22 protein-coding genes are annotated in these 12,915 nt (G+C 32.3%); 1 reads left to right on the forward strand and 21 read right to left on the reverse strand.

What is annotated here, in order from left to right:
• Window positions 1-143: 143 nt before the first annotated feature.
• The 13 genes from ASG46_RS10455 to ASG46_RS10510 form a co-directional block, all read right to left on the reverse strand.
• Complete coding sequence (locus ASG46_RS10455) at window positions 144-752, reverse strand: hypothetical protein (protein ID WP_056704469.1); 609 nt, start codon at window positions 750-752, stop codon at window positions 144-146.
• Window positions 753-775: 23 nt separating this feature from the next.
• Window positions 776-970, reverse strand: a complete 195-nt coding sequence (locus ASG46_RS10460) for a hypothetical protein (RefSeq protein ID WP_056704470.1) — start codon at window positions 968-970, stop codon at window positions 776-778.
• A gap of 55 nt (window positions 971-1,025) precedes the next feature.
• Window positions 1,026-1,190 carry a hypothetical protein gene (locus ASG46_RS20960; protein ID WP_156376661.1) on the reverse strand — a complete coding sequence of 55 codons (165 nt, stop codon included), beginning with the start codon at window positions 1,188-1,190 and terminating at the stop codon, window positions 1,026-1,028.
• A gap of 46 nt (window positions 1,191-1,236) precedes the next feature.
• A complete protein-coding gene (locus ASG46_RS10465; RefSeq protein ID WP_082515481.1) occupies window positions 1,237-1,911 on the reverse strand; it encodes an SLOG family protein in 675 nt (224 codons plus the stop codon).
• Between the two features lie 35 nt (window positions 1,912-1,946).
• Window positions 1,947-2,540, reverse strand: coding sequence for a hypothetical protein (locus ASG46_RS10470; RefSeq protein ID WP_056704472.1), 594 nt, complete (start codon window positions 2,538-2,540; stop codon window positions 1,947-1,949).
• 48 nt (window positions 2,541-2,588) lie between these two features.
• Window positions 2,589-2,999 carry a hypothetical protein gene (locus ASG46_RS10475; protein ID WP_056704474.1) on the reverse strand — a complete coding sequence of 137 codons (411 nt, stop codon included), beginning with the start codon at window positions 2,997-2,999 and terminating at the stop codon, window positions 2,589-2,591.
• A 75-nt stretch (window positions 3,000-3,074) separates the two neighbouring features.
• Window positions 3,075-3,323, reverse strand: a complete 249-nt coding sequence (locus tag ASG46_RS10480) for a hypothetical protein (protein WP_056704476.1) — start codon at window positions 3,321-3,323, stop codon at window positions 3,075-3,077.
• Complete coding sequence (locus ASG46_RS10485) at window positions 3,320-3,535, reverse strand: hypothetical protein (protein WP_056704478.1); 216 nt, start codon at window positions 3,533-3,535, stop codon at window positions 3,320-3,322. Before ASG46_RS10485 ends, ASG46_RS10480 begins: the two co-directional genes overlap by 4 nt.
• A gap of 34 nt (window positions 3,536-3,569) precedes the next feature.
• A complete protein-coding gene (gene rnhA / locus ASG46_RS10490) occupies window positions 3,570-4,019 on the reverse strand; it encodes a ribonuclease HI (protein ID WP_056704480.1) in 450 nt (149 codons plus the stop codon).
• 17 nt (window positions 4,020-4,036) lie between these two features.
• Window positions 4,037-5,233 (reverse strand): ATP-dependent DNA helicase, encoded by a 1,197-nt coding sequence (locus tag ASG46_RS10495; protein WP_082515486.1) that lies wholly within the window; start codon window positions 5,231-5,233, stop codon window positions 4,037-4,039.
• Complete coding sequence (locus ASG46_RS10500; protein WP_156376662.1) at window positions 5,208-5,354, reverse strand: hypothetical protein; 147 nt, start codon at window positions 5,352-5,354, stop codon at window positions 5,208-5,210. The genes ASG46_RS10495 and ASG46_RS10500 overlap by 26 nt, the downstream gene beginning before the upstream one ends.
• A 212-nt stretch (window positions 5,355-5,566) precedes the next feature.
• Window positions 5,567-5,737 carry a hypothetical protein gene (locus ASG46_RS20965; RefSeq protein ID WP_156376663.1) on the reverse strand — a complete coding sequence of 57 codons (171 nt, stop codon included), beginning with the start codon at window positions 5,735-5,737 and terminating at the stop codon, window positions 5,567-5,569.
• A gap of 394 nt (window positions 5,738-6,131) precedes the next feature.
• Complete coding sequence (locus ASG46_RS10510; protein ID WP_056704489.1) at window positions 6,132-6,350, reverse strand: hypothetical protein; 219 nt, start codon at window positions 6,348-6,350, stop codon at window positions 6,132-6,134.
• A gap of 186 nt (window positions 6,351-6,536) precedes the next feature.
• Between ASG46_RS10510 and ASG46_RS10515 the strand changes: the two genes are divergently transcribed.
• Window positions 6,537-6,755: a helix-turn-helix transcriptional regulator gene (locus tag ASG46_RS10515; RefSeq protein WP_056704490.1), complete on the forward strand. Its 219-nt coding sequence runs from the start codon at window positions 6,537-6,539 to the stop codon at window positions 6,753-6,755.
• Between the two features lie 154 nt (window positions 6,756-6,909).
• On the opposite strand, the gene ASG46_RS10520 is transcribed toward ASG46_RS10515, so the two are convergent.
• The 8 genes from ASG46_RS10520 to ASG46_RS10550 all read right to left on the reverse strand — a co-directional run bounded on the left by ASG46_RS10520 (window position 6,910) and on the right by ASG46_RS10550 (window position 12,823).
• The gene (locus tag ASG46_RS10520; protein ID WP_056704493.1) at window positions 6,910-7,899 is read right to left on the reverse strand and encodes a tyrosine-type recombinase/integrase; all 990 of its coding nucleotides are present in this window, start codon (window positions 7,897-7,899) and stop codon (window positions 6,910-6,912) included.
• A gap of 2 nt (window positions 7,900-7,901) precedes the next feature.
• Complete coding sequence (locus ASG46_RS10525) at window positions 7,902-9,290, reverse strand: DNA sulfur modification protein DndB (protein WP_056704495.1); 1,389 nt, start codon at window positions 9,288-9,290, stop codon at window positions 7,902-7,904.
• Window positions 9,291-9,376: 86 nt separating this feature from the next.
• Window positions 9,377-10,459: a tyrosine-type recombinase/integrase gene (locus ASG46_RS10530; protein ID WP_056704498.1), complete on the reverse strand. Its 1,083-nt coding sequence runs from the start codon at window positions 10,457-10,459 to the stop codon at window positions 9,377-9,379.
• A 13-nt stretch (window positions 10,460-10,472) separates the two neighbouring features.
• Complete coding sequence (locus tag ASG46_RS10535) at window positions 10,473-10,655, reverse strand: helix-turn-helix domain-containing protein (RefSeq protein WP_056704500.1); 183 nt, start codon at window positions 10,653-10,655, stop codon at window positions 10,473-10,475.
• Window positions 10,656-10,713: 58 nt separating this feature from the next.
• Window positions 10,714-11,022 carry a hypothetical protein gene (locus tag ASG46_RS10540; RefSeq protein ID WP_056704503.1) on the reverse strand — a complete coding sequence of 103 codons (309 nt, stop codon included), beginning with the start codon at window positions 11,020-11,022 and terminating at the stop codon, window positions 10,714-10,716.
• A gap of 12 nt (window positions 11,023-11,034) precedes the next feature.
• Window positions 11,035-11,220, reverse strand: a complete 186-nt coding sequence (locus ASG46_RS10545; RefSeq protein ID WP_024428225.1) for a hypothetical protein — start codon at window positions 11,218-11,220, stop codon at window positions 11,035-11,037.
• 291 nt (window positions 11,221-11,511) lie between these two features.
• The gene (locus ASG46_RS21450) at window positions 11,512-11,637 is read right to left on the reverse strand and encodes a hypothetical protein (RefSeq protein ID WP_254966001.1); all 126 of its coding nucleotides are present in this window, start codon (window positions 11,635-11,637) and stop codon (window positions 11,512-11,514) included.
• Between the two features lie 28 nt (window positions 11,638-11,665).
• Window positions 11,666-12,823 carry an AimR family lysis-lysogeny pheromone receptor gene (locus ASG46_RS10550; protein WP_056704505.1) on the reverse strand — a complete coding sequence of 386 codons (1,158 nt, stop codon included), beginning with the start codon at window positions 12,821-12,823 and terminating at the stop codon, window positions 11,666-11,668.
• Window positions 12,824-12,915 lie beyond the last annotated feature (92 nt).

Below are 12,915 nucleotides of genomic sequence, written 5' to 3' on the forward strand. Positions count from 1 at the left end.
CATCCTTCTTAATTTGCCTATGGGCGATATATGAGTTCCAGGTGCAGTTCTCAAAGATGTTTATGTCTGCTTTGAGATGCATCTTATACCAGATAAGATTAAACTTCGCTGTTTTGCATACGTGATATATGTAATTTATCATTCTAACTGTTAGCACGCTCATTTCCTTTAATGATCTTCTTGATATCTTCGATCTTGCATACTACATCAATTACATCAAATTTGTAGGCTTCTTCATCTGTAAAACGAAATTGTTCAGCAGCTTTTTCTAGGTAACTCAACGCTTTAAAATTCCTAAGAATGTAATTTGTTTCTGAGTCTTTTCTTTTAAGGAGTGTATCCAGAATGATTTCATTCAGTCCTTCAACTTGGAACTCTCTAATATTTAAGACATCTAGGTATGTTGAGTTTGAACACCATTTCTCCCACACTTCATAAAGATCGAGAGGATAATTTAAAATAAAACTTTTAGGTTTATTTTGCAATTGCTTGTCTTCGAATTTCTCAGATATAATTTCTCTAATTTCTTTTTGATGCAGCTCTGTTTCTTCTATTCCTGTCAATTCTACAGCTTTGAACAGCAAGTGAGCCAATAATAACTCAAATTTGTTTGGTGGAATACTTGATTCTACAGCAACTATGTCTTCCTTCGGATTAATATCATACTGATGATAAATGGAATATGTGTAAACATGATTTGAAAAAAGCGTTTCTGCTTTAGAAAATACTGATTTAATATAGTTTTTGTTCATATTATTAATCTCCTTTTTGTTTTTTAGTCTTCCCACTCAGAATCATCAAACGGTTCTAAATCAGCCGTACTTTCCCATCCTTTAATAAAAATAGTTTCATTATCTTTATGTTTTAAAAGATAATCTGCCAACTCCTCTGGAGTTCTAATTGATGTTTTTTCATCGATAATGTCTAAAATAATATCTCTGGCCATTAAGTTTGTTACAACTGTTTTCATGCTTCCCCTCCCAATTCCTTCGAAATAATCCTTTTATTAAAAACCTGTGCTTTTTTTAAATCATATGTTGATTTACAGTAACCCTATCAATCAACCAAAATTCTAATAGCTCTTCTTTCGTCTTGTTTGATCTTACATAAGCAATGTGGGGCAGTGCTCGGCTTGCTCCAAAAACTTCTACATCAATTTCTCTGAGTTCGGATAAAACTTGTTCACTCAAATTCTCAGTTAATCCTAGAATATATTCTTTAATAATTTTCTCCTCCTCAACTCGGTGTATAGTAAATGTCTAATTGAAAATCATATTGCGGATACAGTCTCCAAATTTCATGGCCTAAATATCTATTCTGAGCATAGTATAAGCAGTTTGATGTACCGCTCCTGCTCCCATCATAAATCGCTACAATACTCTTACTGTGATCCACCATGTACTCATTTCTTCTACTTAGTTTTGCGACTGAATATTCTCCAATAGGAACTGAACCATCTTTGTAATTTTCAGTTTCATCAACCTTGATTACTTCATCTGCTTTATCAAGCATCTTTCTATACCAGGCCTGTTGCTCTGTTGACCATTTCTTATCCTGATTTTCAAAAGGCACCGCAACAATATTTTTGATATGAGGGTACTTTTCTTTCAAAATATGTACACACCAGAATGCAGCAGTGTCAGCACCTAAAGCTCCACCAGTTATAAATCGTTCGCTTTCATTCTCTACAATCAATATTTCAATCACTTCGAGAAGCTTTTCTTTTAGCTTCAACATTGTTGGGTTTTTCATGTCATACCCACCCAATTTTTGTGGACGATGACCTGTGAAGCACACTGTTTTATGTCTTATTTTTTCACTTTCTTCAAAGATGCGTAGTTCTTCTTCTCTTTTTTCCCTTTGCTTCTTTATCCACTCTGGATCAGAAAACTTTTTAAAATCAATAGCCAATTGACCAACCCCTTTCTTTTAAAACAGTCTTTTTATCACAAATCATTTAAGCTTTCCTTCAATTTATTTACCCACTCATTCCTCTTGTTCACTTTATCAATTTCTTCTTGATGCATTTTTTTGTACCGATCGATATTTTCATTCGACATATTAATTCGCATTTCTAAATACTCTTTTGGATCCTCCTTAACTACTGTTCTTGAAAATCCTTCGCAATCAGCTTTTATACTTTGTTTTAATTGGTCTATTGCGAATTCTTTAAGATTGAAATGTTCTGAAGTAGGAGGATTCCACTTTTCTACTCCATTTAATGTGTCATTGTATCGTTTTAGCCGATGCTTCCGCTCTTCGATCTCCTTATTATGTTGAACCAACTTATTTTGGTATTGATTCTCCACTTCTATAGATGCTTCCTCCAGTGACATATTCAGATATCTATCCAATCGTTTTAATTCGGAGTTAAGTGCTCTTTCATAAAAATTACTAGGCTTAAATTCAGGTATTTCAGCGGATAATGGTTCTTCTCTCATCGATACTGTTGCTCCAAACGCTCTTGCACATGTAATTAAATAATCTTTTGGAGACACAGATTCTCCATTGTAAATTTCACTTGTATATCCTGTCGGCATAATTTAATACTTCCCTTCTTTAATAAAAGAGTTTGCTAGGGAATCCCCCTAGCACCGCACTGCATAATAATCTATTGTGCATGTTAAAGAGTCTTCATTAAATTGATTGATTCTTAGAACATCATCTTCTACGTTTTTGTACTTTTCGACTATACTTTCAATTCTTAATTTGAGAAGAGGTGGCGATTCCATTCTTAGATGATTTTCACCTTTAACATATTCTTTACTAACATTCTTTAAGTACGCTGCGCTTATTTTTCCATTCTTGCTGTAATGTTTTAGATAATACAAACATATAAAAGCATAGAATTTCTCAACATCAGCAGGGAATTCATTCAAATCAATTTTAATGACACGCTTTTCATCTAAAAGCACCTCGTATCTAATCAATTCTGAATGTTGCCCTTTTCCAAAATCATTTTTCAGATATACTGCATTATATTCATTCTTATTTGTCATTGTATTGACCTCCTATAATTTTATAGGCTGAATATAAGCTGTTATTCATTCTGTTGTCAATATGTAATTTTTATTTTAATCTAATTCCCTCATATCATCTCTCTGTTTGATATATCGTCTGAATTCTTCCCATTCTATCTCTATTTCTTTTATGCTGTTGCTTATGTAATTTTCTGCGATTTCGGAATCAATACCTTCTTCCACTGACAACTGATACATAAATTCAATTTTTGCTATTTTATCTGAAAAAGATTTCATATAATTTTTTGCTTGGTTTAAACGATACTGACTTAATCCATGCTTCGCCTTGTCTCCAATAATCATGCGTTTATCTCCTTTGTATTGACTTCATCAAGATATTCAAACTTTTGCCATTGCTCAAGTAAATGTATGGCAATGCTTCGAACAGTATCTATCATCTCTTTCTTTTCCAAATTGTTAATATGTACATTCCAATCATTAGAAATCTTCAGAAGCTGTTGCCCTGCATTCTTGGTGTTATATTCAAGTGCCTGTATTAACTCTTTTTTATGCAAATAATCACTCCCTTTAAAATGCATCTTTTATTTACTATTCAAGCTCATCCATTGCTTTGTTGGCCAACTCATCTGCCTTTTCATTCCCTGCATCTCCACTATGTCCTTTTACTTTTAAGAATGTGACTGACGCTTGATTATTAACAAGTTCGTTTAATTCCATCCAAAGTTCCTTGTTTTCGACTGGTTTCTTGTTTGATTTACGCCAATTGTTTTTAATCCAATTCTTCACCCAACTATTCATGCCGTTAACCACGTATGCAGAGTCAGCATAAACTTCAATATGTATGTTATTTGTTTTTATGTACTTTAAAGCTTCAATTACTCCTGTCAGTTCCATCACATTGTTAGTTGTGTTTAGCTTGCCGCCTTTCAATTCAATCTCTTTCCCTTTATATGATAAGACTGCTCCCCAGCCACCAACATTTGTTTCATTTTGATTTCCTCTACAACCGCCATCAGTGTATACTATTACTTTATCCATAGCTCTCTCCTCCTTAATTAAACAACAAGTATAAGTTTTTCAGCTGCTCTAGTGATAGCTGTATAAAGCCATCTATGGTGTGTTTCATGATTTAATACTTCATTTATTACTACAACATTGTCCCATTGAGATCCTTGGGATTTATGACAAGTGATTGCGTACCCAAAGTCAAAACGATTGTAATCTGACTCTTCCCAGGGAAGCATTTTAAATGTAGGATTGGTTAATGATTCATTTGGAATATAAAGCTCTTTAAAACATTCCTCAGTGAAATCTGGCCTAAAATCAATAGTCGTTGATTCATGCTTTAGTTCTTTTTGAGTCTCATTTTCTTCATACACCTTATCAACATAACCAGTCATTCCATTCACTAATGCGTAGTCACTCACAGCTTTTTCCCAATCATTTTTCAAGCAAATCATTTTATCCCCCACCATAGGGTATTTAGATACAAAGCCTAGCAGCTCTCTAATTTCATCATTGATATATGACCTTGTTTTGTTATATCCACAAATGATTTGATCAGCAGTTTTATATAGTCTGTTTTTATGTGCTTCCCATGTTACTTTATCAATGACAACAACTTCTTTGTTCTCTCCATATGTTCCAGGTGCAATAGCTTGTTTTGTTCTAGCCAGCATAGACAATTTAATAATCGGATTTTCAGCTGCTTGTCTATGAATCTCTGTAAGAGTGAAGTCTGGATTGTTGAACATGATCATAAAATCATCAATTCCGTTTTGAGAAACTGGTGGCAATTGTCCTGTATCACCAATAAACAAAATTTTGATGCCAAACGATTTTAGGTCTTTCATTATCTTTCCATCCACCATTGAAGCTTCATCAATCACTATCAGTTTTAAATGAGATAACTCATCTTTAGATTTTTTCTCAGAATGTAAGTCACCATTTCTATCTGTTCTCACGTTATAAATAAGTTTATGTATTGTACTCGCTGCATACTTTCCATTTGCTTTTCTTGTTACTACCAAGGACGCTTTACCTGTATAACAAGCAAATGCCACTTCACTATCTTTCAATCGCATTGTTTTAATTATGTACTCAACCAATGTTGTTTTTCCTGTTCCAGCATACCCTGCCAGGAAAAATGATTTCTTTTTTGAATTCTTAAACCTGTCTTCAATAATCCTTACAGCTTCTTGTTGCATCTCTGATAACTCAAATTTCTTAGTCGATATACTCTCCTCCTTCATAATGTTCAACAATTACTTTCCCCTTATTTACAAAGAAATGATCACCGTTATCTAAATGAATCCAGAATGCTTTCTCTGGCTCTTCACGATAGTCATAGATAAAATATACCTTAGCGCCCAAGAAGTCCTCCACACTATCTCCAATGGAATATGAGACACCATCATCAATAAATCTAATTGACTTAATCAATGTATCCCTACTTTTAGCTTCACCCTTTTTAATGTGAAACATTTCAGATATCATTTCTTTTAAATGTGTGTAATTTGTATCTTTAATTTCGAATAAATGATCATTTACGATATAGCATTCACCTCCTAGAGTCTAAATAAAACTTACATTTTATCTTCTTTAGTTGCTGCTTCATATATGTAGAGCAATTCATATCCGTACTCAATTATTGAGTGAATATCTCCAATAGCTTCAGTCTTACCTTTTTCCAAGTTTCTTTTGAAATTAGAAATCGAACACTCAATCTTTTCTAACTTTGATTCTAATATTTCCAATCAGAACTCCTTTCGTAATTATATATGTTATTTGTATTTTAATAGTACGATACTCTTCCTTTCACTGTCAATAGATAATTGTTATTTTTGTTTCAACATAAAAATAAGAGCATTATTTGCTCTTATGACAGCTTATAAATTATTTCATTAATTTTATCCCTCAGCTGTATTAAGTCTGAGGGATTCATTGTTATTGCAATATTATTGTTTTTCCCTGAAAATATCAGCTCGAAGGTAAACTCCATTTCACTTAGTTTGTCCACATTGATTGTTAGATTAATATCCTGGTAGTCTTTTCTTTTGATAATGACATTTGCCATATTTAGCTATCTTCTTTCCAATCCAAAAGCAAGTTGCTCGCAATCTTAGATGTAGGATTTATGTTATTTTAGGTTTAATCTATTTCTTCAACATCATCTAATAATGTGATATCCAAACATCCAGTTTCTAATTTTATTTCCCTGTCACCAATTTTTAATATGATATCTTGTGTTAACTCGAACGGTGAGATTACCAATTCCGCTTTTTTATACGCAGCCTCAGTATTTTCAACATCTTCAATTTCTAAGAATGTATCAGCGCTTATAACGAAGCAGGTTCTAAACTTAGCCATACTCATTTCTCCCTATCTGATTAGTCTCCTGCAACATAAAAGGAACATGTGTTCTGTTTCTTGTTTTAATTATACATCTTAGCTCTAATATTAGCTACAATATTTTTTTCTTTTTTTATTTCACATTGATTGGTATGATATGTAATAGAGCTTGTACATTTTAACAACAAAATTGGAGGTTGTCCGATGTTAAATGTAGAGATCGGGCAATGTCATATTCCTAAACTGCTAAAGGAAAAAAACTGGACACAGGCTGATTTGGCAAGAGCCACTGGCCTGACACCGCAAACCATCTTCCAAATAATCAATCAACCTGTAGACATCCGTATTAAAACAGCAGCTAAGATCGCTATGGCATTAGGCTGCAGGATTGACGATTTGTTCGAGTTTAGGATAAGACATTGATTAACTGAGACAATGGTCTCAGTGCACCTCCATTATCAGCGAATTCACTGATAAGACTATACTACTATAAGCATAACAGGTTGTATACACAATATTTTGTCTTTTTTTGTCGAATAGGGAAATTATTTAGAATTTTTCATAAAAAGAAGACAAATCATATAGATTTGCCTTCTTCTTTAAGTTCATCTGCGTAATATTTTCTTATGGTTTCCTCATTCATGAATTCTCGTCGGTCTGAGATAATTTTTTGATTTAAATCATTTGCCTGAACTTTTCTATCTTCATATATTTCATTAAGAGCTTTTCTGTCCAACTCTCCCCCTTTTAATATTACCTTATAACCCTCATATAGAAGGCCTGACTTAACTATACCTATAGGTCTTAAAAATGAAAAACCAAAAATTTCTTTAAGGTTTCTAAAAGTAGAACTAACTACAGTTCTCGAAGCTTGTCCTTGCCCAATTGCATTAGTCTGTTTTGTTTTTATTACATATTCATTATCAACTAAACTTAATGATGGCTTTCTTAGCCCTGGTTTCCCATTCAATGGTCTATATTCTGTTTCAAGGTTTGCTTCAAGACAGTCTTGCAAAGTTGCTTTGTCTACTTGTATTGTTCTTTCTCCAAATTTCGAATCATGCACAGTAAGCATATTGTTATTATTTAATGCTTTTTCTATGTCACTTCTTTTAAGACTAGTCATTTCACTTGCCTCGTAACCTAATATGCCCTCAAAAAGCAATCTAAATAATGCCCTATCTTGAGCATTTATTAACTCTGCACACATTTTTTCTAATTCATTTTTAGTTATATATAATTTTAAAGATGAATCTATACATAACAATAGATCATTGGTTTTTATCAACCTAGCTAAATTATTACTACCCTTAGTAACACCATTTGCAATTGACCAATCTATATAGGTTATCATGGTGTATAAGAATGTTTCCAAAGATGCAAGAGAAGTTGAGTACATTGCTCTCAGCACATTCAAAATTTCATCTGTTGTAAAATCAAATAAATCTTTATCCCTTATTTCTTCTTCTTTTTTTGAATGATTAAATAAAAGAGAGGCTTGCTTTTGTAGACTGTCACTACTCAATGTATCTAAATAAGTTTTCTTAAACTCCTCGTTATACCACAAAGCTATACACCTTCTACTTCATTCAATTTGTATTGGAAATATTTAATAACATGGTTTTTACTATGAGTTACTTCATTCTTTTTATTTAAGATTTTGTGTTCTTTTAACTCTGGATTATTTCTAACAAAGCTAAGTTTCATTTTTTTAATTATTTGTTGCGCCATTTTTGCGCTAATACCTGATGTGTACATAAAATATGCAATTTCCATGAACCCAACCAAAATATTTTTATTTATTACGATAGTTTTTTTGGCTTGCTCAAATTTGTCTCCTAGAAATTCTTCATAGTACAGCTCAGTTAATTCATCAAAGAATTCAACCAAAAAGACACCAATTTTCCTTACAGCTATTTGATCTTTCAGCAACCTAGGGAATTTTGTTGCCTCCATTGCACTTGCTACATCATTTAAGGAATATAGATAATCTGATTGAGTTGCAATCACATCATGATCTAAACTTATTCTTTGACCAATTACACTGTTGTCTCGAATATGAGTAACAACTTTGTTCACTGGATTTTCTTCGTTCATTTCTTTTAGTTTCGATAGTCTAACTGGTGTCATAGTGTTATGCTGACCAAATAACTGCCTTGCAACTTTTTGAGTTACGTTGTAAAAGTCCACTTTCATGAATTTATCATCAAAGCTGCCAGACCTTACCGCTTTAGAAATACCAACAATACGGTGATAACCATCAATTACATCAACAAGTGTATCTTTCATCACCGTTAAGCTTCTCTCATTTGTATCATAAGATATCTCAATACCCTCAGATGATGAACCAAATCTTGCATTAAATATTAATGTTGAGCTTATTAATGTACCATCAATTGCTTTTTGAGAAATCTGTTCTACCGCTTCTTGATTAAGCTCAGGAATAGGTATTTCTCCACCCAAGAACTCAAAATTTTTAGTCTCGCTAGTTCTTTGAGTTCTTGGGTTGTATTGAAGCAAATGGTTTTCATACATTTTTGCTATTTCGCTTCTTTTAAGTAAGAATGTGTAGTTGTTGTCATCTACTTTAGTAACATCCTTAAATGTTATAGGAAAAATCAACTCATTGTCATTATTCTGTGAGAAACCTTCCCAAGTTGTTTCAATTTCTTGAATTATTCTTTCGGGGAAATAATTTGCTGGATTAATCTTTTCATCTTTAGTCACTTCATACATACCTGAAGCTAGAAGGTATTTTTCTTCTTTTCGAAGTGCTTCCTGTCTCCCAAATCTTATTATTAGATTCATTGTTTCCCCAGGTGAAACACCTTTATGAGAAAGAATGTTTTGAAGTCTTTCCCTAAAATTTTTATCATGTTTATTTTTTTGCAATAACACTTCTATAGTTTCGTTTAGAAGCGCATCTTTTTCATCATCAAAAATCACTAAGTTATTCATACAAATACACACCTCTTCTAAAACAAAAATAACAAACATATTATATTAAATCAATTTTTAGTCAAAAAATTAATCTAAATGTAAACTTACCTCACAAATTCTAGGAATTTTTGCACAGTTCCCCTATCTGCTTTACGAAAAAAATTGACAAAATCCTCTTTTGTTGCACTTTCAATCAATGAAAAATCTACTTCTCTATCCATCAATATACCTGCGGAATTTTCTATATTGTCATTTTTAGTTAAATATCTCATTGGGGTCTTAGGATCTTTGTGATTTCCCTGAGCCATAGCAACCCTTATATCATTGCCAGACTCTTCATACGCTATATCAATCCCTACGCCTTTTAAAGAGTGAGGTTTAAGGTTTCTTGAGGCTGATATACCTAATCTATCCAGAGCTCTATTGAAGGATTCTCGAAAGGATCTTGATGTTAAACCGCTAAACACTAAATCATTATCCTTACTGTTTTGTTTTTTTAATTGTCTCAGCTCATTTAAAAAATTTTCATGAAGGCCTGTAGAAACTACATAAGCCCCTTTATTCAAGGATTCTACTTTATAAAATTCGCCGTCAACCTTTTTAATGTCCATCCATCTAACAGTAAGTGCATACTCAATTCTAAAAGAAGTACGAATTAAAAATTTGGTGAGCAGCTTTTTTTTCAATCCATTCTCACGCTCTAGCAACATGTTATCCGCAATTCTTTCTGCTTCAGTTTGAGTTGTTTTACCGTAACTCTTAGATATTTCTTTTAGTTTCTTTGTTGATCCAAATTGACTTAAATCAATTAAAGAAGAATAAGTACTCACCGTCTTAAGAAACTTGTATAAGCCTTTAACTGATATCACTTTACGGTTGATTGTTGAATTGGCTAAACCTTCTTCTTTCAGATGTTTCCTAAAGTTTATTAAGTCAATTGAGGTGATTTCAATATCTTCGGGAGTTAGAAACTCTATTCCAATATTGGGTTTAAGAAAGCCAAAGAATTGTTTAATATCACCATAATAATTAACTGCTGTATTTGTCTCAAACAATTTATGTCTCCGCTTTGTTTTAGAAAAAACATCAATATTTCCAACTGATCCCTCATCATCAATCTTTTTTAGATAAGTCATGATATCGTTATATACAGTGTATTCCTTAAGTGGAACTGGTTTAGTCTTCATTTTTCTCCCTCCTTCACATTAATTCTTCAATTGTTGAATTAAGAACAATCGCTATTTTTGCCATTTCAATTAACCTAGCCTCTTCAGGATTAGATATAATTTGTTCTAGTCTTTTCACTGAAATACCTGATTCAGCAGCTACACTATCTATAGTTTTGTTCGATTGTTCTATAATATTTAGTAAGTTATTAGGCACTGGCACATCTCCTTCAAATGCTTATGTATCTTAGATGCCCTGGCCATTGGTGTTAATTTTATGTAGTGATAAAATATTCAAATTCATACTCAACGGATTTGCGAAGTTCTTTTATGAATTCCATTCTCTTACGGTAGGCTGCGAGAAGATCTCCAGTGTAAGTGTTTGTCAATACGGTTTGATTAAAAGAAAACTCATCTATTTGTTTTAAATACTCAAATACAGCTTGTTTAACCTTATATAGATCAACTGGTGAATTAATTGATAAACTTAGGCTGCGTAAATATACAAGTTCTTCTTTTAAGCTGTTAATTATTTCGTATTGATACTCAATGTCCGCACAGCTTTTTTCTGGTGATGCAATCACTGGCCTTACCTCCTAACTATTCAATAATTTCAAATATCCTGAAATCATCGATCTTCTAATTTGTTCTTTTTTGATTTCTTTATCTATGTTATTTTTGTTTTCTTGGTGATTAAACCATTCTCCACCGAATTTATCTATCTTACGAGCATAAACAGTTTTATTGAAATTTATAACATTGTCTTTTCTAGCAGCTAACATAATTCTCCTCCTAAATTACATATTTCCGTATGTCTTATTTATAGTTTAATGGATAAAAACTTATATGTAAAGCTTTTTTCACGACAAATAGCACATTTTCAATGTGCTTTTGTAAGATCATTATTCAATTTCGGAAAAATTGGCATATTGTCGTAAAAATACAAAATGACGCAAACCCCTAAAGGGTTATACGTCATATTATGTACAACAATTATTCATTAGATTATATATTGTCATTCTTAAAATTTCAAGAAAAAGGGGATATTTCTATCCCTTGACTACAAACGATTACTAAGCTCCTCTAGAAGCAGATGATGTTGACACTTTTTCAGCATCCATAGCAATTGATTGCTGTGTACCAGAGAATACGCCTGCTACTGCTGCAACTAAAACTAAAGCCATAACTAATTTCTTCATATATCTCACCCCCTTTCAAGCTTAAAACTCAAATAGCTAAAAGTTCTAAAATTTCATTTTCTACGCCCATATTCTTTAATTTAATTAAAGGCAGTTTAACAAAATATTTATCATCTGATTTCTTGAAATGTTTAACTGATTTCAAGAAGCACCCTTTGTCTTTATAGAATATACCTTTAACATAGTAAAGGAACCCTAAATCATTATCATGCATAGTAGTTGAGTCTAATTTATTAAACACATCCATCATTTTATCTGCCTGATCATTAAGCATAAAGTGATGTGCAAGTTCTATAAAATCAGAATCATTTTTCGGTTCCTGTTCGAGGTATTTATTTTCTTTTACTCCCCAAATGTTTTCTAAGAATGCCAAAGCTGATGTAAGTTTATATTTATGGAAGCTATTTTTTGCGAATTTCAAACCGTTGATATAATATGTTTTTGCTTTCTTATAATCATCAAACACATAAGAATTACCGCAGGTAAGATGAGCAAACACTTGAAATCGATTCACCTTAACATCTTCAGTTATAATTTGATCACAGTAGTCTCTGAGAGGCTTTAAATTGTTGTCATTTAAAAACACGTTGGCCATAAGCAGCAAATACCTTGAACTAAAAGAGTCTTTAACATAACCCTTTTTTAAATTAGAAAGATCAATATATGCTGATGTACTCTTCATTAGACCAAACTCACCTGAGTTTAGGTATTCATACAATGTCATCATCCTTGCAAACACAAACATTTCTTCACTCTTGATTTTTATAGTACCAGTTTCTTTGATAGCAGAAGTTAAATCAATTTCACCTTTTGTGAGCATTCTATGTATGCGATATACATTCCCCCACTCTTTGCTTAATGCGTTGCTGGCGTTGCATAATTTATCAACAAGTTCATCTGTTTCTTCCCCAAGTTGATTAGCATCTAAATATTCTACAGCTTGTCTAGCAGCTGACTTGTTAGGGTCGAGTGTTGTGATATAGGTGCTAATTATTTCAATTTCTCTTTCTTGATCAACTTCTCTAACTAAATTTATAAGATTGCTCAAGTCATCCATCTCTTTGTTAGAGCTATTTAAAAATTTGTAAAGGCCAGTTCTATCCGAATAGCCCGCTATCTTAGCTAGTTTCATAGCCAAAGAAGAATCATCTTCACATTTATTTTTTATGTATGTTTTAAGATTCATATGACCCCACTCCCTACAATAAATTTACTATAATTTCAATTCATTGTCAACTAAATATTTGTTATTTGTTGTTTATTATAAGGAGTTTAATT

It is taken from the genome of Bacillus sp. Leaf49 (genome assembly GCF_001426125.1).
In the GTDB taxonomy this organism is placed as follows: Bacteria; Bacillota; Bacilli; order Bacillales; family Bacillaceae; genus Bacillus; species Bacillus altitudinis.